Annotated in this window: 17 protein-coding genes; 5 read left to right on the forward strand and 12 right to left on the reverse strand. The window is 37.4% G+C overall.

The genetic code is table 11. The features are described from left to right. Positions 1-7 precede the first annotated feature (7 nt). Positions 8-580 carry a TetR/AcrR family transcriptional regulator gene (locus tag KIP84_RS06335; RefSeq protein WP_213689538.1) on the forward strand — a complete coding sequence of 191 codons (573 nt, stop codon included), beginning with the start codon at positions 8-10 and terminating at the stop codon, positions 578-580. A 449-nt stretch (positions 581-1,029) separates the two neighbouring features. Beyond that, positions 1,030-2,328: a dicarboxylate/amino acid:cation symporter gene (locus KIP84_RS06340; RefSeq protein ID WP_087087871.1), complete on the forward strand. Its 1,299-nt coding sequence runs from the start codon at positions 1,030-1,032 to the stop codon at positions 2,326-2,328. Positions 2,329-2,487: 159 nt separating this feature from the next. On the opposite strand, the gene KIP84_RS06345 is transcribed toward KIP84_RS06340, so the two are convergent. The 11 genes from KIP84_RS06345 to KIP84_RS06395 form a co-directional block, all read right to left on the reverse strand. Then, positions 2,488-2,691, reverse strand: coding sequence for a hypothetical protein (locus KIP84_RS06345; RefSeq protein WP_002119766.1), 204 nt, complete (start codon positions 2,689-2,691; stop codon positions 2,488-2,490). Positions 2,692-3,052: 361 nt separating this feature from the next. Then, entirely contained in the window at positions 3,053-3,784 is a 732-nt protein-coding gene (gene gloB / locus KIP84_RS06350) for a hydroxyacylglutathione hydrolase (RefSeq protein ID WP_087087880.1), read from the reverse strand. 152 nt (positions 3,785-3,936) lie between these two features. Then, positions 3,937-4,632 (reverse strand): methionine ABC transporter permease, encoded by a 696-nt coding sequence (locus KIP84_RS06355; RefSeq protein ID WP_002119707.1) that lies wholly within the window; start codon positions 4,630-4,632, stop codon positions 3,937-3,939. Next, on the reverse strand, positions 4,629-5,654 hold the full coding sequence (locus KIP84_RS06360; protein WP_002119636.1) for a methionine ABC transporter ATP-binding protein: 1,026 nt from the start codon (positions 5,652-5,654) through the stop codon (positions 4,629-4,631). The genes KIP84_RS06355 and KIP84_RS06360 overlap by 4 nt, the downstream gene beginning before the upstream one ends. 75 nt (positions 5,655-5,729) lie before the next feature. Further along, a complete protein-coding gene (locus tag KIP84_RS06365) occupies positions 5,730-6,602 on the reverse strand; it encodes a MetQ/NlpA family ABC transporter substrate-binding protein (protein ID WP_060464677.1) in 873 nt (290 codons plus the stop codon). A gap of 472 nt (positions 6,603-7,074) precedes the next feature. Further along, complete coding sequence (purD, locus tag KIP84_RS06370; RefSeq protein ID WP_005073571.1) at positions 7,075-8,361, reverse strand: phosphoribosylamine--glycine ligase; 1,287 nt, start codon at positions 8,359-8,361, stop codon at positions 7,075-7,077. Positions 8,362-8,484: 123 nt separating this feature from the next. Continuing rightward, entirely contained in the window at positions 8,485-10,059 is a 1,575-nt protein-coding gene (gene purH / locus KIP84_RS06375; RefSeq protein ID WP_133480773.1) for a bifunctional phosphoribosylaminoimidazolecarboxamide formyltransferase/IMP cyclohydrolase, read from the reverse strand. An 85-nt stretch (positions 10,060-10,144) separates the two neighbouring features. After that, positions 10,145-10,414: a DNA-binding transcriptional regulator Fis gene (gene fis, locus KIP84_RS06380; protein WP_001086304.1), complete on the reverse strand. Its 270-nt coding sequence runs from the start codon at positions 10,412-10,414 to the stop codon at positions 10,145-10,147. A 376-nt stretch (positions 10,415-10,790) separates the two neighbouring features. Continuing rightward, positions 10,791-11,636, reverse strand: a complete 846-nt coding sequence (locus KIP84_RS06385; protein ID WP_032035554.1) for a zinc-ribbon and DUF3426 domain-containing protein — start codon at positions 11,634-11,636, stop codon at positions 10,791-10,793. 12 nt (positions 11,637-11,648) lie between these two features. After that, positions 11,649-12,554 (reverse strand): 50S ribosomal protein L11 methyltransferase, encoded by a 906-nt coding sequence (gene prmA, locus KIP84_RS06390; protein ID WP_002119634.1) that lies wholly within the window; start codon positions 12,552-12,554, stop codon positions 11,649-11,651. 154 nt (positions 12,555-12,708) lie between these two features. Continuing rightward, entirely contained in the window at positions 12,709-12,939 is a 231-nt protein-coding gene (locus tag KIP84_RS06395) for a hypothetical protein (protein ID WP_002119672.1), read from the reverse strand. Positions 12,940-13,171: 232 nt separating this feature from the next. Between KIP84_RS06395 and mnmG the strand changes: the two genes are divergently transcribed. Next, a complete protein-coding gene (mnmG, locus tag KIP84_RS06400; RefSeq protein ID WP_068930331.1) occupies positions 13,172-15,052 on the forward strand; it encodes a tRNA uridine-5-carboxymethylaminomethyl(34) synthesis enzyme MnmG in 1,881 nt (626 codons plus the stop codon). Positions 15,053-15,430: 378 nt separating this feature from the next. On the opposite strand, the gene KIP84_RS06405 is transcribed toward mnmG, so the two are convergent. Then, the gene (locus tag KIP84_RS06405) at positions 15,431-16,438 is read right to left on the reverse strand and encodes a WYL domain-containing protein (RefSeq protein ID WP_002119763.1); all 1,008 of its coding nucleotides are present in this window, start codon (positions 16,436-16,438) and stop codon (positions 15,431-15,433) included. 227 nt (positions 16,439-16,665) lie between these two features. On the opposite strand from KIP84_RS06405, the gene KIP84_RS06410 reads away from it, so the two are divergent. Both KIP84_RS06410 and KIP84_RS06415 read left to right on the forward strand, forming a co-directional pair. Further along, complete coding sequence (locus KIP84_RS06410) at positions 16,666-18,216, forward strand: circularly permuted type 2 ATP-grasp protein (RefSeq protein ID WP_213689539.1); 1,551 nt, start codon at positions 16,666-16,668, stop codon at positions 18,214-18,216. 22 nt (positions 18,217-18,238) lie between these two features. Next, entirely contained in the window at positions 18,239-18,835 is a 597-nt protein-coding gene (locus KIP84_RS06415; protein ID WP_068563415.1) for an alpha-E domain-containing protein, read from the forward strand. Positions 18,836-18,837 lie beyond the last annotated feature (2 nt).

Genomic DNA, 18,837 nt, shown 5'->3' on the forward strand with positions numbered 1-18,837 from the left:
TTTATAAATGGCAAAAGTTGTTACTGGCTTACGTCCTGGTGGTCGTAGTGAAAGAATTCAAACTGCGGTGCATCAAGCGGTAAAAGAGCTTCAAAAAACCTTTGAACAGAGCCAAATTACTATACCGATGATTGCTCATGAGGCAGGAGTAACACCTTCAACAATTTACCGCCGTTGGGGGGATATTAATCAGCTATTTTCAGATGTAGCCCTAAATGAGCTCAAACCTGATATGGAACCAAAAGATTTAGGTTCATTTCAGCTGGATATCACTGCATGGATTGAACAATATTTTGAGGAGTATTCTTCTGAAGTAGGACAAACATTACTACGAGATGTACTATATACAACTGATTCTTCAAATGCTCAAAAATGTGAAACTCTAATTATTCAGCAACTCGATATTATTCAAGAAAGAGCTAAATCGCGTAATGAACCTACTATAAGTAATGAAGAAATTATCGAGACTGTTATTGCACCTATGCTATTTCGAATTTTATTCACTGATCGAGCTTTAAGCCTAGACTATGTTCATACTTTATTAGCACAGTTATTTAAAGCACATTCTGATTTTATTTAATAGAAAACAGCATGTGAATCTAACTGTTTTTTAAAATAGTTAAAATCTTATGTTGATTATAAAATCATATATCAATTTTACTTATTATTTTTAAATTAAATCCTCATAATTTATAATTTATATGTTTTTTATAAAATCATTTATTTAATAAATGATGTTGCTCTAAGGCATAATTAAGTATCTATAGCTGTTTTTGTGCCTAATCTTAATTAAAATATTTAATTTAAATAATAACTTATGCATAATTTTTGTTTGATTCTTAATTTAAAGAAAGGGAGGGTGAGCATGATATTTATATGGTTTATTACATGATTATTGAATTTTACATTTTTTAAATTTATAACACAGCCTGTTTTTTATTCTTTACAATGGCTTTTCCTTGATAAGGCGGCTTGTGGTGCACGCTTTATATTTTATTTTTTTATCCCCATCGAAAAGGTATTTAGATAATGGATTTCAATACCCTTGACCAAGAAACGGTACAGAAAAAGCAGAAGTTTCACCAAATTTTGTATGTACAGGTCATCTTTGCAATTATTTTGGGCATTTTAATTGGTCATTTTTACCCAGAACTTGGCGAAAGTTTAAAACCGCTTGGTGATGCATTCATCAAGATCGTTAAAATGATTATTGCTCCCGTCATCTTTTTAACTGTTGTTACAGGCATTGCCAGTATGACAAACATGAGTCGAGTTGGCCGTGTAACTGGTAAAGCTATGCTTTATTTTCTTACCTTCTCAAGCTTGGCGCTTGTGGTTGGTATGGTTGTGGCAAATATTATTCAACCGGGTAAAGGTCTCAATATTGACCCAGCTACTTTAGTCAACGATAAAGTCAATACTTACGTTGAAAAAGCGCATGCGACAAATATTACCGACTTTTTTATGAATATTATCCCACAAACGTTAGTCAGCCCTCTGGCTGGTGGCGAGATTTTGCAGGTTCTGTTTGTGGCGGTGTTATTTGGTATTTCTTTGGCTGCATTGGGTGACCGTGCACGTCCAATTACCGACTTCTTAAATAACTTAACAGCTCCAGTTTTTTACCTTGTTGGTATGTTAATGAAGCTTGCTCCAATCGGTGCTTTTGGTGCAATGGCTTTTACCATCGGTGCGTATGGAATCGAGTCAATTGGTAATTTATTACTATTAATTATGACGTTCTATATTACAGCGGTATTGTTTGTCATAGTGATTTTAGGAGCCGTAGCCCGTTACAATGGCTTCTCAATTATTCATTTAATCCGTTATATCAAAGATGAACTTTGGTTAGTTTTAGGAACAAGTTCTTCTGAAGCAGCTTTACCATCTTTAATGGATAAAATGCAAAAAGCAGGTTGTGAAAAATCGGTGGTAGGTTTGGTGATTCCGACAGGTTATTCATTTAACCTCGATGGTACAAATATCTACATGACTATGGCGGCTCTGTTTATTGCGCAAGCGTGTAATGTTGACTTATCAATTAGTGAACAAATTGCATTGCTTCTTGTGGCAATGGTAAGTTCTAAAGGTGCAGCAGGGGTGACTGGTGCAGGCTTTATTACTCTGGCTGCAACACTATCGGTTGTACCGGCGGTTCCTGTAGCAGGTATGGCTTTAATTCTTGGTATTGACCGTTTTATGTCAGAGTGCCGTGCATTAACAAATTTAGTTGGTAATGCTTGCGCAACAATTGTTGTAGCACGATGGGATAAAGCTTTAGATAAAGATCTTTTAGATAAAGCTTTAAAGCACCCTAAAGCAGAATAATCTTATAAAAAATCTGTAGCTGAGGGCAATTTGGGAGAGTAGCCCCGCTACAGATTTTTTGTTTAATGTCTAACAATATATTTTAATTAAACCATTCTAAAGTTCTGCAATATTACTTATCTTTCAAAAAGACAATACTGTAAATCGAGTCGTAAAAAATTATGCTTTTAAGTGATCCTCAAACTCTTCACCTAATTGCATCGCTAATGAATTACCTGCTAAATCACAGGTCACTAAACCATATTCTTTTTTAAAACTAAAAGTAAAACCTTTTCCATCAGCAAGATTTTTAACTGAATACCCTAACTTTTCTAACCAAATACGAAACGCAATCAAATTTTTAGCTTTAACAACCTTTTTCACGTGAGAACTCCTTCTATCCGTGGCATTACATCTTATTTATTAATAGGGTTTTAATTAGATTTTTTAAAGGGGGAAAACTTTGTTTTATTTTGCAACTTGTAAAAAAAGTAAGATAGAGAAAGAACAGTTTTCATTTTTATAAAAATATGGAGGTGTTATGTAACTAAAAAATAAAAACTTTTTATTTAGTGGATTGTTTGTTGGCGTGTTTTTAAGAAAATATAAATTTGAGGGAATTTTTAAAAATATGAATAAATATGAAGATACTAAATGTAAAAAATAATTACGATCAACGTGCACTATGCAAAAAGATACAGTTTTTAAAATGAAACTGTATCTCTTAAAAGGAGAGGCTTTAACTTTAAAAGCTATCTTTAAGTGCACGTAAATGAGCAAAGTCTTCAGCACTTTCTGCACGAAGAAAAGGATTGGTGGCTAATTCTAGTTCAATCGTACTCGGAAGGGTGATTGATCCTTGTTTACGTAGCTCACGAACTTCTTCAGCTCGTTCAGATAAGGCGTGGTTATGCGGCTCTACCGTTAAGGCAAATTCGGCATTTGAAAGCGTGTATTCATGCGTACAATAAACTTTGGTTTGTGTTGGTAGCGCTGCTAAACGACTAAGTGAGTGATACATTTGTTCAGCCGTACCTTCAAATAATCGTCCACATCCCATTGCAAACAAAGTGTCACCGCAGAATACAGCTTCTAACTCTTCAATAAAATACACAATGTGCCCTAAGGTGTGACCTGGGGTCGCGATAATCTCTACTTTTAAATCATTAAATTTTAAATGATCGTCATGTTGTAAGGGGTGAGTAATTCCCGGAATTTTTGAGAGCTCATCACGTGGACCATAGACAGTAATATTTTGGCCAGCCGTTAAATCCGCTACACCACCGATATGGTCTTTATGCCAATGAGTGAGCCAGATTTGTTTTAAAGTGAGTTGATAATTTTGACAAAATTGAGTCACAAGATCAGCTTCTGTTGGATCAACTGCAACAGCCTCTTGGGTTTCAGTATCTTCTAAAATCCAGATATAGTTTTGGAGGGCATTCTGTACATCAATAAAATGAATTCTATAACGCATTGTTTTATCCTAAAACCAAATCCAAAGAATAAGTAATCACTGTTTTTGATAATAACAGAAAATGGTATTAAGCCACTCACTCAACCTTTTTATGAAAATGATGTATGTAAAACAAAAAAGCCCCCATTTAGGGAGCTTTTTATATGAGTAATTTAACGGATCTTAGAGAGCCAGTTACCTAGTGTCTGTACAATCTGTACTAAGAGCAATAGAACAATTACTGTTAAAATTACAACGCTTGTATCAAAACGTTGGTAACCATAAGAGATTGCTAAGTCACCAATACCACCTGCGCCCACTGCACCAGCCATTGCTGTTGCACCAATCAAACTGATTGTGGCTGTTGTGAGGTTTAGAATGAGTGAACTGCGTGCTTCTGGCAAAATAAAGCGGTAAATAATTTGCCAAGGTGTAGCACCCATCGCCTGAGCAGATTCAATAATTCCTTCATTTACTTCGAGTAGGGAAGTTTCAATCAGACGTCCCATATATGGACCAACGTAAATTGTTAAAGGAACAATCGCAGCCCATGTACCAATTGAAGTGCCTACCAATAACTTGGTAAGAGGAATCACTGCAATAAGTAAAATAATAAATGGGAGAGAGCGTAACGCATTTACAATCGGGTTGAGTAAATGATAGACGAATCTATTTGGCAAAATACCTTCTGGGCGAGTTACAAGCAGGATAACCCCTTGAATGAAACCCCAAATACCACCAAATAACAGCGCAAAAAACACCATGTGAAATGTTTCTTGTAGAGCTGTTACAAACTGGTCAATTGAAAGAGAACTGTGCCAGAAAGGTTGAGTAAGTTCAGTTAACCACTGTACGATTAAATCTCTCATACTTGATCTCCTGATTGAACTACACTCACTTCATTTTTCTCTAAAAACTCAATAGCCTGCTTAATCAACTGTGGCTCACCTAGAAGCTGTACAAACATTTGACCAATGACAGTACCGTTAATTTCAGTCATGTTAGCGAATAAGATATTTAAACTAATATCAAATTGTTTAATCAGTGACTGAATTACAGGTTCTTGGGCAGAACGGCCCAAAAACTGTAAACAGTAGATGCTATGATGATGCTGATTTTCGAGTTGATTTAAAATATTCACAGGCAACTGTTGATGTAACACAGTTTGAATAAAGTTTTTAGTCGTCGGATGTTGAGGATTACTAAAGATATCAATCGTTGAACCTTGTTCAATGACTTTACCAGCTTCCATCACAGCTACATGATCACAAACAGTTTCAATGACATCCATTTCATGGGTCACCATAACGATTGTGATTTTTTGCTCTTGATTGATTTTCTTGAGTAACTCTAGAACAGACTTGGTTGTTTGCGGGTCTAGGGCAGAGGTTGCTTCATCACACAAAAGAATTTTTGGATGATTTGCCAAAGCACGAGCAATACCGACACGTTGCTTTTGGCCGCCAGAAAGTTCATCAGGATAAGCATCTTTTTTATGCTTAAGATCAATGAACTCCAATAACTCATTTAAGCGCTTTTCACGTTCTGCTTTATTGTAATTCAGCAGACGCATTGGCATTTCGATATTTTCAGCAACCGTTTTGGTTTGTAGCAAATTGAAGTGCTGAAAAATCATACCAATATTTGCACGTTCCTGACGTAATGAACGCGCATCCAAAGCAGTGAAGTCCTTTTGATTAATGATAACCTGACCTTCATTTGGTCGTTCAAGTAAGTTAATCAGGCGGATTAAAGTACTTTTACCTGCACCACTATAGCCAATAATGCCAAAAATACTCCCTTCAGGAATTTCCAAATTAATTTGGTCCAGAGCTCGTATGGTTTGGCCTTTAAGCTGATAGTGCTTTGAAATGTTTTTAAATTGAATCATGTCGTCAAAAACTATGCTGAAAAGAAAAAACAGGCAAAGAGTTTTTGCCTGTTTCGCGTTGCAGCTATTATATTACTATTTAGCTTCTGAGAGATAGCTGATTGGTTTGTCTACGTCAACTTTTGTTCCACCAAAGTGTTCTTCAATGTATTTTTTAACAGCTGCATTGTGGTAAAGCTTACCAACTTTTTGCAAGACAGGATCATTTTTACGTGATTCAGTAGTTGCTAGAACGTTGACACTAATTTTTGAGATTTGATCAATAGGTTCATAGAACATAGAATCTTTGAGTACGTTTAAACCTCCCTCGAGTGCTATGGTATTATTTAATACAACTGCATCAAATTCATTTTTAAGACGTAATGCAGTTTCCATTTTGATTGGTTTGATGTTGATCTTTTTAGGATTTTCGATAACATCAATTGGACTGCCCTGAATAGGATTAAAGTCAGCTTTAAGCTTGATTAAGCCAGCAGTTTGTAACAAGAGTAGCGCACGAGATTCGCTGGCAGCATCATCCGGGATTGAAATAATTGCACCTTCAGGAAGTTCTTCAATTTTTTTGTATTTACTTGAATAAATCCCCATTGGCTCAATATAAGTGGTAGAAACCGCTGCAATCTTATCCGGGTTTGAATTATTAAATGCAGTAAGATAAGAATAAGCTTGGAATGCGTTCAAATCTACTTCTTTATTTGCAATTGCTGTATTCATTGAAACGGAGTCTGAGAAGTTTTTCACTTCTAACTTTAAGCCAGCAGCTTGGGTTTCAGGTAAAGTTGCGATATAACGCCAAATTTCAGCATCCGAACCTGTAGAGGCAATTACTACCTTTTGTACTTTGGTACTATCATTGTTTTGTTCGGCTTGTTGAGCATTTTCTTGTTTGCTACATGCTGTCAATAATACTACTGACATGCTTAAAAAAAGGCTGATCAGCTTTTTCATTTAAAAAAGTCCTGATTAAGATATAGAACAATAACGATTGATCTATATCAATATGAAAAGAGAGGAGTTGGAATTACAACTAGTCTAAACTCTGTGATCTTTTTCTGGGGTTCCATAATTTGCTTGCATATTTTGGCTATAACAGAGGGTAATTGTTAATAAACAAAAACTGTTTCCCCAAACAGTTCATCCCCAACAGTAGCCAAACGAGCATTCATAAATTTAGAATATTAAAAAACTCTCTACAGGCATAATTTGTAGAGCAAGTCTTTATGGAAATTATTAAAACAGCAGTGTCTGATGACAGTTACAACTATGTACTAATGATAGCAATAAAAATGTAGTTGATATAGAGGGCTTTTTTCTATTTGTTGATATCTTAATAAATCTTATAAAAAATTTATATTATTTTCTTATGCTGGGGTACAAAATAAAAAAAGCTTCCTACTTAGGAAGCTTTTTTTATTAACTTTTATTCAGCTTTTTCACGAGCAATTGCGCGATAGCCAATGTCACTACGATATTGCATACCTGTAAAGGTCACTTGTCCGCATACTTCAAGTGCATTAATTTGTGCTTCAAGCACGCTGTCGCCTAGCGCAGTTACACAAAGAACTCGACCACCAGAAGTTACGATGTGACCATCTTCACGAGTTGCAGTACCTGCATGGAAAATTTTAGTATCTTCAGGTGATTGTCCGATACCAGAAATTACATCGCCTTTGCGTACGCTATCAGGATAGCCTTCAGCTGCAAGTACGATACCGATTGACTTACGCTCGTCCCATTCAGCTTCTTTTGGTAAATTGCCAGCAATACCAGCTTCTACCAATTCAACAAGAGATGATTTTAAGCGCATCATGATCGGTTGAGTTTCTGGGTCGCCAAAACGACAGTTAAACTCGATCACACGTGGTTGACCTTGTTCATCAATCATTAAGCCAGCATATAAGAAACCAGTGTAGACATGTCCATCAGCAGCCATACCTTCAACAGTTGGACGCATGATTTCAGTCATAACTCGTTCGAAAATTTCAGAAGTTACCACCGGAGCAGGAGAGTAAGCACCCATACCGCCAGTGTTAGGACCTTGATCGCCTTCAAAAATACGCTTGTGATCTTGTGAAGTTGCCATTGGTAAAATGTTTTTACCATCAATCATACAAATGAAAGAAGCTTCTTCACCTGCTAGGAACTGTTCAATTACAACACGTGAACCAGCATCACCGAATTTGTTGCCTGCAAGCATGTCATCAATTGCTGCAAAAGCTTCTTCGTTGGTCATTGCAACGATTACGCCTTTACCAGCAGCAAGACCGTCTGCCTTAATTACAATTGGTGCACCATTTTTTTCAACATATGCTTTAGCTGCATCAACTTCCGTAAATACTTCGTAAAAAGCAGTTGGAATGTTATGACGCTTTAAAAAATGTTTAGCAAATGCTTTTGAGCCTTCAAGCTGCGCAGCATATTGAGTTGGTCCCCAAATTTTTAGACCTGCTTCGCGAGCAGCATCTACCACACCATTAACTAAAGGTGCTTCTGGGCCAACAATAATAAGTTCAACATTATTTTCTTTAGCAAAAGCGATAATTGCAGGGTTGTCTAAAATATCAAGCTGAACATTAACGCATTTGTCTTCAGTTGCAGTTCCCGCATTTCCCGGTGCAACGAAAACTTGAGTAACTTTGGTATCTTGCGCGATTTTCCATGCCAAAGCATGTTCACGACCACCACTACCTAAAACTAAAATATTCATTTTTAATTTGTTCCTTAACTTTAATCCTTTTCATCCCCCTCTATTCCTCAAGGTGGAGTTTAGCTCCATTATTGTGGAAAACCCTCCTGAATAAAAGGAGGGTTAGGGAGGACTAAATTTAAATTAGTGGCGGAAATGGCGCATACCAGTGAACACCATTGCAATACCAGCTTCGTCTGCTGCAGCGATTACTTCTTCATCACGCATAGAACCACCTGGTTGAATGATGCATTTAATGCCAGCTTTAGCAGCATTATCAATACCGTCACGGAACGGGAAGAATGCATCAGAAGCCATTACAGCACCTTCAACAACCAAACCAGCATGTTCAGCTTTAATGGCAGCAATACGCGCTGAGTTAACGCGACTCATTTGACCTGCACCAACACCAATAGTTTGGCGGTTTTTAGCATAAACAATTGCGTTTGATTTTACATATTTTGCTACTTTCCAAGCAAAGATAAGATCATCAATTTCTTGTTCAGTTGGCGCACGCTTCGTAACTACTTTAAGATCATCTTTAGTGATCATGCCCAAGTCTTGATCTTGAACAAGTAAGCCACCATTTACGCGTTTATAGTCAAGTTGCGGTGCACGTGCATCAATTGCAGGTAACTCACCACATACTAAAACACGTACATTTTTCTTAGCGCCAGTTACTTCAAGTACGCCATCAGCAATACTTGGAGCAATAATAACCTCAACGAATTGACGGTCAACAATTGCTTGAGCAGTTGCAACGTCTAACTCGCGGTTAAATGCAATAATGCCACCAAAAGCAGATTCTGGATCTGTTGCATAAGCTAAATCATAAGCAGCTTTAATGCCGTCTAAAGAAACCGCAACACCACAAGGGTTAGCATGTTTTACAATTACACAAGCAGGTTTTGCAAATGATTTCACACATTCAAGCGCAGCATCTGTATCTGCAATGTTGTTATAAGACAATTCTTTGCCTTGTAACTGTTTTGCAGTAGAAACTGAAGCTTCTTTTGCATTAGCTTCGACATAGAAAGCAGCCGATTGATGTGGGTTTTCACCGTAACGTAAATCTTGTGCTTTGTTCAATTGAGTATTGAATGTACGAGGGAATAAGTCAGCTTCACCTTCGGTCTTACCAACGCGAGCGCCTAAGTAAGAAGCGATCATGCCGTCGTATTGAGCTGTATGTTCAAATGCTTTAACTGCTAAATCAAAACGCGTTTCATAAGAAAGCGAACCAGCAGTTTTTAATTCATTAATTACAGTGTCGTAATCAGAAGCATTAACTACAATACCTACTGAAGCATGGTTTTTAGCAGCTGCACGAACCATTGTAGGACCACCGATGTCGATATTTTCGATTGCATCAGGAAGAGTACAGTCAGGTTTTGCAACAGTTGCAGCAAATGGATAAAGGTTTACAACAACAAGATCAATCGGATCGATGTTGTGTTCTTCCATAACTGCTTCGTCTAAACCGCGACGAGCAAGAATACCGCCATGAATTTTTGGATGTAATGTCTTAACACGACCATCCATCATTTCAGGGAAGCCAGTATGTTCAGATACTTCTACAACCGCGATATTATTATCTTTAAGCAACTTATATGTGCCGCCTGTAGATAATAGTTCTACCCCTAGAGCTGCAAGGTTTTGAGCAAATTCGACAATTCCTGTCTTATCAGATACAGAAATCAAAGCACGTTTAATAGTCATGATGTTTAATTCAACAATTTCAAGTCTACGGATTAAAACCAATAAGCATAAAAAAATGCCCACGACGTCGTGAGCATTTTATCATTTATTCACTCATTAAACCGTGAGCTTTTAACTTTTTACGTAAAGTGCCACGGTTGAGTCCAAGAATTTCTGCAGCACGCGTTTGATTACCACGTGTATATTCAAGAACTACAGATAAAAGAGGTTTCTCCATTTCTGCTAGCACCATGTCATATACCTGAGATGGTTGCTCACCTTGCAATTGTGCAAAATAATGGCGAACTGCGCGATCCACGTGGATGCGAAGAGCAACATCAGATTGTGCAGTAAAAATAGGAGATTTGCTATTCATGCGAGTTAATCCGAAAATCAAATACTAGCTTGGGTAAAGTAGTATATAAATGTGGTCTAAAAATACGGAGTCCTGTTTTAGATCCTAAAACAGTGACTCTAAAACATAAGAACAATTAGCTTGCCATATTTCTTCGTATTGAATAAAAAATAAGCGTAACAATAATTAAATATTTGTTACAGCCCCCTCAAAAACAAAAAAAGTTAGGCTATGCGCTTAAAGTAGAAAAGCACACATGCTTAACAGTATTTTTTTTGGATTGAGAGCGAGGAGTATATGAGTCAAAGCTTTCGTGGCGCGTATCATACCATTGTCTAGGAAAAAGTGAGCAAATTAACTGCATTTTTTTTTATTTTTTTTTCACTTTTTTTACATTTTAGGGGTGGACAATTTCTAATCGATAATTTACTAGCCTTTTTTTGCTTTTGTTTAGCTCAAATTCGAATCGGAAAGGGGTATTTGATGGAATACGTTGAATACCCCTTAAGTTTTCAACTAGATATTGTTGAGGAGTTAATATGATTTCCTCTGTTTTGTCTGGCTCTGTTGCAAAAATCAACTTTAGGTTAGGAAGCTCAATACTTTTATCATTCTGGTTGAGCAATATGCCTGAGAACTGGGTATGGTTTGCATCAATCTTGCGGACTTTTAACTTTTCTATATAGATAAGTTGATAAAGTTCTGCTGATTTGTTGCAGTGTAGTATTTGGCAAACGTAATTAAATGCATGGCTAACGGTTGGGCTTGCATGCATGAGCTTAGGGTTAAACCAGAGGATTTGAAAAGTAAAGACTAAAATTAAAATAAGGTTGGCAGAGCTCCAGAGCGTATAGTAAAGCCAACTATGCTTTTTATTGTTGTCTTGTTCTTGTGGTGATGCCTGCTCAGCTAAATTAAGGTTTGGTAGAGCATTAATAGGTTCGTTGTGAAAGTAATTTAAGTTGTTGAGGTAAGTTAAAAGATCAATATTAGAGTTTTCTACTTTTTGGTCAAAGATATCTAATACGTGAGAATGCGTCATATATCTTGTCTGCATTGAACCATTAGCTAACGTCGTTGAGTTGACCATAACTGGCTGTTCAATATTGATTAGATGGGTTAAGGCATTAAAGCTTGAATTACATTTAGGGCAACAAACCATACCCTGAGCGACAGTTAATTGAGTAAGAGATACTTTATAAACTGTTAAACACTTAGGGCAGCGGGTTTGTTTTTCATTCATGAGTTAAAAATCTCAATTTATTGTTTTACGTTTTCCTGAAATGCGACACCAGTTTTCTTCGCGCTTTTCGACATCTAATATATCAAAAAATTCAGAATAAACACGTGAAACATCAGCAACTTGCTCTTCAATCACACCAGCAAGTGCGAACTCACCCTCAGATTTGATTAAATTTGCAAATTCAGGCGCAAGCATCATTAAAGGTCCTGCTAAAATGTTTGCAACTAAAACATCGGCTTGTTTAGGTTTGAATTCTTGATCAAACTCTTCAGGAAGACCTACATATAGTCGATCTAATACACCATTGAGTTCTGCATTTTGTTTCGTTGCTAAAACAGCCTGAGGATCAATATCGGTAGCGTATACTTTTTTAGCGCCTAATAATAAAGCGGCTACGCCTAAAATGCCTGAACCACAGCCATAATCAATTACGATTTTATCTTTAACATCAGTTTTACCCAGCCATTGTAAGCATAGGAAAGTACTTGCGTGATTACCTGTACCAAATGCAAGGCCTGGATCTAACTTAATGTTAGTTGCGTCCGCTTCTGGTGGCTCTAGCCATTCAGGCACGATCCAGAACTTTTCCCCAATCTGAATTGGCTCATAGTAATCCATCCACGCGCGTTCCCACACTTGATCTTCAAGTTCTTCATGACGCATAGGAACATCTGGAAGTTGAGCTTTTAAGAAAGCTTCTAAAGTGTCGACATCAATTGGGTCTTGTTCGTCTTGTTGATAGATGCCTGTCACAATAACTTTGTTCCATAAAGGTGTTTCACCCGGTAATGGTTCAAGTAAAGCCTGATCTTCAGCATCATCCAGCGTTACGCTTACCGCACCTAGAGACATTAAAAGTGTTTCTGTGAACTCAACTTGTTCTTGATCAACGGTAATGTGTATTTGTAACCACTTCACGAAAAGGACCTAAAAATTTTATTTAAAGGCATATTGTAGCGGACTAGACCATTTTAAAAAAGAAAGCGGCCCATCTTTAATGGACCGTCTTTGAAAATACTGATGAGATATAGCGGAAAATAAATGACTTCTTCTATACCTATGTCAAAACAGATTAAGGAGCAGGGGCCTTAAATTGTAACTTGCCATTTTCATTTGGTTGGCAAGTACCGTTAAAGGTTACACCGTTGTGATTGTATGAAACCCATTCACCTTGCTGTTTTTTTGCACAGACTCGAATTTGTTTTTGCATTTCGGCTTTGCTCGTGTCAGCAGCATGGGTAAAAGTTACGCCTGAAAAACAAATTAGAGATGCAGTTAAGATTTTTAACATGGTCGTTTTCATTTTGTATTCCTTCTCGTTGCGTTAATTTTAAAGTCATAGAAGTGCTGTACATTTTTTATTCTAAGATGAATTAATTTTAAAAACATTCACTTTGTATTGAATTCATGAAACAAAATGTCAAATCATGTGGCATAGCGTAAATTATGTGAAGACAATTTTGTAATTATGTACATCAATAAGCAGATAATTTTGCTATAATGTTCCGTCTTTTTTTTCTGGTGTTTTTGTACTCATGCACTATCCTAAAGTTTATGATGTTATCGTTATCGGTGGCGGTCACGCAGGTACGGAAGCGGCCCTTGCTGCTGCGCGTATGGGACGACAGACTTTGCTTTTGACCCATAACATTGAGACTTTGGGCCAAATGAGTTGTAACCCAGCAATTGGTGGTATTGGTAAGTCTCACCTAGTACGCGAAATTGATGCACTTGGCGGTGCAATGGCTCTGGCTGCCGATAAAGGTGGTATTCAGTTCCGTATTTTAAATTCGCGTAAAGGTGCAGCTGTGCGTGCAACACGTGCTCAAGCTGACCGCGTGCGTTATAAAGCTGCTATCCGTGATACTTTGGAAAATCAAGCAAATCTTGACATTTTCCAGCAAGCAGCTGATGACCTGATTGTTGAAGGCGATACCGTTAAAGGTGTTGTTACCCAAATGGGTATTCGCTTTGATGCTAAAACTGTTGTGTTGACTACAGGTACATTCTTGGGTGGTGTAATCCACGTTGGTTTAGAAAAATCAAGCGGTGGCCGTGCGGGAGATCCTCCTTCTATTGCACTTGCTCAGCGTTTACGTGAATTAAAATTACCAGTAGGACGTTTAAAAACTGGTACTCCGCCACGTATTGATGCACGTTCAGTTGATTTTTCAGTCATGATTCCGCAACCGGGTGATTTCCCATCTCCAGTGATGTCATTCATGGGTGATGCTTCTATGCACCCTGAGCAAGTAAACTGTTATATCACTCATACAAATGAAAAAACCCACGATATCATTCGTGGTGGTTTAGATCGCTCACCAATGTACACTGGTGTTATTGAAGGTGTAGGTCCGCGTTACTGTCCATCAATCGAAGATAAAATTCATCGTTTCGCTGATAAAGACTCACATCAAGTATTCTTAGAGCCAGAAGGTCTAGATACACACGAGCTTTATCCAAACGGTATTTCAACTTCTTTACCGTTTGATGTTCAGTTCGAGCTTGTACGTTCAATCCGTGGTATGGAAAATGCCCATATCTTACGTCCAGGCTATGCAATTGAATATGACTATTTCAACCCGCAAGCTTTGAAATTTACACTTGAAACTAAAGCGATTAATGGCTTGTACTTTGCTGGTCAAATTAATGGTACAACAGGTTACGAAGAAGCTGGTGCCCAAGGTTTACTTGCAGGTTTAAATGCTGCGCGTCGTGCGTGGGAGCAAGAAGAATGGACGCCTAAACGTGACCAAGCTTACATGGGTGTGTTGGTTGATGACCTCATCACGTTAGGTACTAAAGAACCGTACCGTATGTTTACCTCACGCGCTGAATATCGTTTGATGTTGCGTGAAGATAATGCGGATCAGCGCTTAACTTCTATTGGTCGTGAACTTGGTTTGGTTGATGATGTACGTTGGGCTGCTTATTGCGAGAAAATGGAAGCGGTTGAGCGTGAAACCTCTCGTTTACAACATTTATGGGCAGCACCAAATAACCCGATGGGTAAAAAATTCGTTGAAATGACGGGTGCTGATTTGAGTAAGGAATGTAGTGCGATTGATTTGCTTAAACGTCCTAATATCACCTTCGGTCAAATTGCTGAACTTACTGGTTCTGAAGTTTCAGAACAAGTGGGTGAGCAAATTGAAATTGCTGTGAAATATGAAGGTTATATTAATCGTCAGCACGAAGATGTTGCTCAATTAAAGCGTCTTGAAGAAACCAAAATTCCTACCGATTTTGACTATGATGTAGTGTCTGGATTGTCACGTGAAATCACGCAGAAGTTAAAAACAGTTCTTCCAGAAACTTTAGCTCAAGCAAGCCGTATTCCTGGTGTTACACCAGCTGCTGTTCAGCTTGTGATGATCACAATTCGTAAGAATAATATGATTAAGAAAACAGCTTAATCATTTAAAATGTACAAAAGGCCCAGTTAAGACTGGGCTTTTTTATTTTCTATTCAAAAAATATATGGAAACTTCCTAAGGAAGAAAAGAGATTTCGCTTCCTTTTTTTCTTATTTCACATATTTAAAGCCGCCAGTTATATTGAATTCATGTTCAAACAAGAGGGCTTTAATCATGACAATGAAATCAATTCGCTACAATGGATATGAAATGGCATGCCAATGCTCATGTTCAAAATAGCGCAAAAGAAAGAGTAGATCAGTTTTGGTGGGGGAGAACACATTGATCTGAAAACAAGTAAAAATATAAGAACAATATAAAATTAAGAAAATTATAATTCAAAATCTAAAGAGAACCTTACGGTTCTCTTTTTTATATCTATTTATTCTCAGTTTCAATTTCTCGCACAGCATTATGTACTTGTACTGGCTCAATATGCAGTAATTTCTTACCAAAACTACGTAGCCACCATACTAGTTGAGATGTAAAAGGTACGGTCGCTGAAACTTCTACAATATTTTCTTCAAGCGGAGTAATCGTTTGGTCTTTACTTAACTGACTTTCATAAAAGGTTTTCGCAGTTTGCTCTGTCATGGTTAAGGTGAGCTGAATTGATTCAGTTGGTTGGTTATAGTCCACTCTAAAGCCTAAAGCCCCTGAATCAATATAATGATCAATATCAAAATTAACTGGATGCAGTGCTCGACTGTCTAATACTTTTGCTGATTTAAAACGGTGCAAAGCAAATGTTTGTACTTCAGTTTTGTCATGTCGTGTGCAAATTAAATAAATGACTGCACCTTTTTGTACCAAAGCCAAAGGATTTAAAACATAAGTTCTGTCTTCACCCTGATTGACTCGTGCCCGATAAACACATTCTATTTGCTTGTCTTGGAGCAAGCCTTCATAAATTGCTTGTTGAGCATTTCGGTCAACTACAGGTGGAATTAACGGTTGACTTGCCGGAACAATACGTACACGGTTAATCCACTGTCTCACATTATTTTGTGTAGAGAGACTACGTTTGGCCAAATCGAACCATGGTCCCATCTCATCAAGCAGGCTCGGAGGAAGGAGGTGCTTAAGGTGCTCCTCAACCATCATAAAGGTTACCGCTTGAGAACTTGTCATGTGAGGTAAGCTTTGAATAGGTGCATCGGATTGCCACCGCCAGCCTTGAGGTACGGCTTTATTGCTCTCTATCGGAAAACGTTGAGCAATTTGATTTAAGTCACGCTGAATAGTCCTTAAACTAATATCAATACCTTCACGCTCAAGCATTTCTTGCAATTCTCGAGTCCCGATCCATTTACCGGTCGGTAGGCGAGACAAGATCTGCCATTGGCGATATAAACTATTCGAAGTTTCTTTTTCTATTACAGACATAAGCGTAATACATCTATATCCAATTGCTTTGGTGTCAACACAATAAAAAATCTTTACACATTTAGCAAGTTTGTCAGATTCGGTTTACTGAACCTTTTGCAATCGATGTTAAGATTTAGAAGAAGAAAGCTATAACAAAACACCGTAAAAATATTAAACATATATAAATGGCACTGAAATTGCTTATTTAAAAATGAAATATAGATAAATGATAAGACGAGGTGGTTATGTCAGAACAAGAGCATGAATTACATATTGAAAATGATTTTTTTATACAAGAGCAGACAACTACGGCACTCATTAACCCAACCTCTTTTTTAGAACATATTTCCGTACAAACCAATTTATTTGAACAGCTAAAATCAGAGTTTTTTAATGAAATGCTGGATGATGTGACATCAAATGGAGCGGCTTCTAAAAAAATTGAACAATGGTTGAGTATTCGTACTTTAGATGAGTTAAAAGAATTAAATGCTCAAGCGAAGCAGCATTTTCTTTATCATGGAATTACTTTTAACGTATACGGTGATAAAGAAGGTACAGAGCGAACGATTCCTTTTGATTTAATTCCACGGATAATTGAAAAAAAACAGTGGGAGAAAATAGCTTCGGGCTGTGCGCAGCGCGTTAAAGCATTAAATTATTTCCTAGATGATATTTATCATGGACAACATATTTTAAAAGAACAACTGATTCCCGAAGATCAAATCATGGGGAATGAGGCTTTCCAACCCCATATGCTAAAACATGCTTTGAAAGGTAAAATTTATTCACAAATTAGCGGAATTGATATTATCCGTGATGGTGAGGGAGAGTTTTTTGTATTGGAGGATAATTTAAGAACACCTTCTGGTGTGTCTTATATGATCGAAAGCCGAAACATTAGCCAACAATTGATGCCGGAGCTATGTGCAGCCAATAATTTACAGGGAATTGAGCATTATCCAAAACTTTTAAAAGAAATATTGCAGGAGAACTCACCGGCGGACCAGCCTTTTGTGGTGGTACTAACACCGGGACGTTTTAACAGTGCTTTTTATGAGCATGCTTTTCTAGCACGTGAAATGGATGTCCCACTGGTTACAAATCGGGATTTATTTGTAGAAAATGATCAAGTTTTTGTCAAAACTATTCGTGGGCGTCAAAAAGTAGATGTAATTTATCGCCGTTTAGATGACGATTTTCTAGATCCTTTAGCATTTCGACCAGACAGTGCGTTAGGTGTAGCAGGACTTATGTCTGCTTATTTGCAAAAAAATGTGGTGATTGCAAATGCACCTGGAACAGGCGTGGCTGATGATAAATCTATTTATCCTTACGTAGACCAAATGATTCAATACTATTTGGGTGAAACTCCAATTCTAAAAAATGTACCTACTTATCAGTGCCGTAAAGATGAACATTTAGATTATGTACTGTCTAATTTAGATCAATTGGTCGTTAAAGAAGCACAGGGCTCAGGTGGTTATGGCATGTTAATTGGGCCTAAGGCCAGTTCGTGTGAAATTGATGACTTTAGAAAAAAATTGAACGCCACACCTCATATGTACATTGCACAACCTACCTTAGCTTTATCTGTGGCTCCGACTTTAACGACAGGAGGGGTGGCTGAACGTCACATCGACTTACGTCCATTTGTATTGAGTTCACCTTATCGTACAGAAATAGTACCAGGTGGCTTAACACGTGTGGCCATGCAGGCTGGCTCTTTAGTCGTAAATTCATCCCAAGGTGGCGGTATAAAAGATACATGGGTTGTCGAAACATTACATTCCTGATTGTGGGTTAAAGAGGAACTTTATGGTTTTACTCAATTCGAGTGCGCATCAAATATATTGGTTGGGTCGATATTTAATGCGAGTTAAATTCGCAGCCTCTCATTTACCCTTTACACAAGATGAGAAAGCAACACAATTTGCAGCAGCATTTGGTTTGGTCATAGAAAATGCTGAATTACTAAATCACTATATGTTAGACAAGAAGCAAACATTTTCATTACTGAACCAGTTCATTATTGCTAAAGATAATATTCAGGAACTAAGAGGTATATTGTCATCAAAGGCTTATGCAGAATTAAATCATGTTATTAACACTCTTGAAGCTCAACCTGAAATCTTGAGAAATGCAGTTGAACAATGTACTCAAATACTAGAAACGGAAAATGAAGATGTATGTTTATTTCTGCATTTAGGTCAAAAAATAGAGCAATTTGATATTGAGTTACGTTTTGGACAAGATTTATCTGCTCTGGTGTTGGAGCTAGATATTTTGGTGAAACGGCTTGCTGACTTAGGGTGGGAGACTATAGATCAAAATTGGCAAGTGCTGAAACAGCAACTTACGTGGGACGCTTATTATACTTTTACGCAGCAGTTGGAAAATATGTTTGAGGTCTAATT

This window comes from Acinetobacter sp. BHS4 (genome assembly GCF_018454425.1).
GTDB lineage: Bacteria > Pseudomonadota > Gammaproteobacteria > Pseudomonadales > Moraxellaceae > Acinetobacter > Acinetobacter pittii.

What these genes read in the sequence shown, in the direction of transcription:
- mnmG (WP_068930331.1), top strand. Translation starts at nt 13,172, where the DNA reads ATGCACTATCCTAAAGTTTATGATGTTATCGTTATCGGTGGCGGTCAC.
- KIP84_RS06365 (WP_060464677.1), bottom strand. Translation starts at nt 6,602, where the DNA reads ATGAAAAAGCTGATCAGCCTTTTTTTAAGCATGTCAGTAGTATTATTG.
- KIP84_RS06360 (WP_002119636.1), bottom strand. Translation starts at nt 5,654, where the DNA reads ATGATTCAATTTAAAAACATTTCAAAGCACTATCAGCTTAAAGGCCAA.
- purH (WP_133480773.1), bottom strand. Translation starts at nt 10,059, where the DNA reads ATGACTATTAAACGTGCTTTGATTTCTGTATCTGATAAGACAGGAATT.
- KIP84_RS06415 (WP_068563415.1), top strand. Translation starts at nt 18,239, where the DNA reads ATGGTTTTACTCAATTCGAGTGCGCATCAAATATATTGGTTGGGTCGA.
- KIP84_RS06395 (WP_002119672.1), bottom strand. Translation starts at nt 12,939, where the DNA reads ATGAAAACGACCATGTTAAAAATCTTAACTGCATCTCTAATTTGTTTT.
- KIP84_RS06335 (WP_213689538.1), top strand. Translation starts at nt 8, where the DNA reads ATGGCAAAAGTTGTTACTGGCTTACGTCCTGGTGGTCGTAGTGAAAGA.
- gloB (WP_087087880.1), bottom strand. Translation starts at nt 3,784, where the DNA reads ATGCGTTATAGAATTCATTTTATTGATGTACAGAATGCCCTCCAAAAC.
- KIP84_RS06410 (WP_213689539.1), top strand. Translation starts at nt 16,666, where the DNA reads ATGTCAGAACAAGAGCATGAATTACATATTGAAAATGATTTTTTTATA.
- KIP84_RS06340 (WP_087087871.1), top strand. Translation starts at nt 1,030, where the DNA reads ATGGATTTCAATACCCTTGACCAAGAAACGGTACAGAAAAAGCAGAAG.
- purD (WP_005073571.1), bottom strand. Translation starts at nt 8,361, where the DNA reads ATGAATATTTTAGTTTTAGGTAGTGGTGGTCGTGAACATGCTTTGGCA.
- KIP84_RS06405 (WP_002119763.1), bottom strand. Translation starts at nt 16,438, where the DNA reads ATGTCTGTAATAGAAAAAGAAACTTCGAATAGTTTATATCGCCAATGG.
- KIP84_RS06355 (WP_002119707.1), bottom strand. Translation starts at nt 4,632, where the DNA reads ATGAGAGATTTAATCGTACAGTGGTTAACTGAACTTACTCAACCTTTC.
- fis (WP_001086304.1), bottom strand. Translation starts at nt 10,414, where the DNA reads ATGAATAGCAAATCTCCTATTTTTACTGCACAATCTGATGTTGCTCTT.
- KIP84_RS06385 (WP_032035554.1), bottom strand. Translation starts at nt 11,636, where the DNA reads ATGAATGAAAAACAAACCCGCTGCCCTAAGTGTTTAACAGTTTATAAA.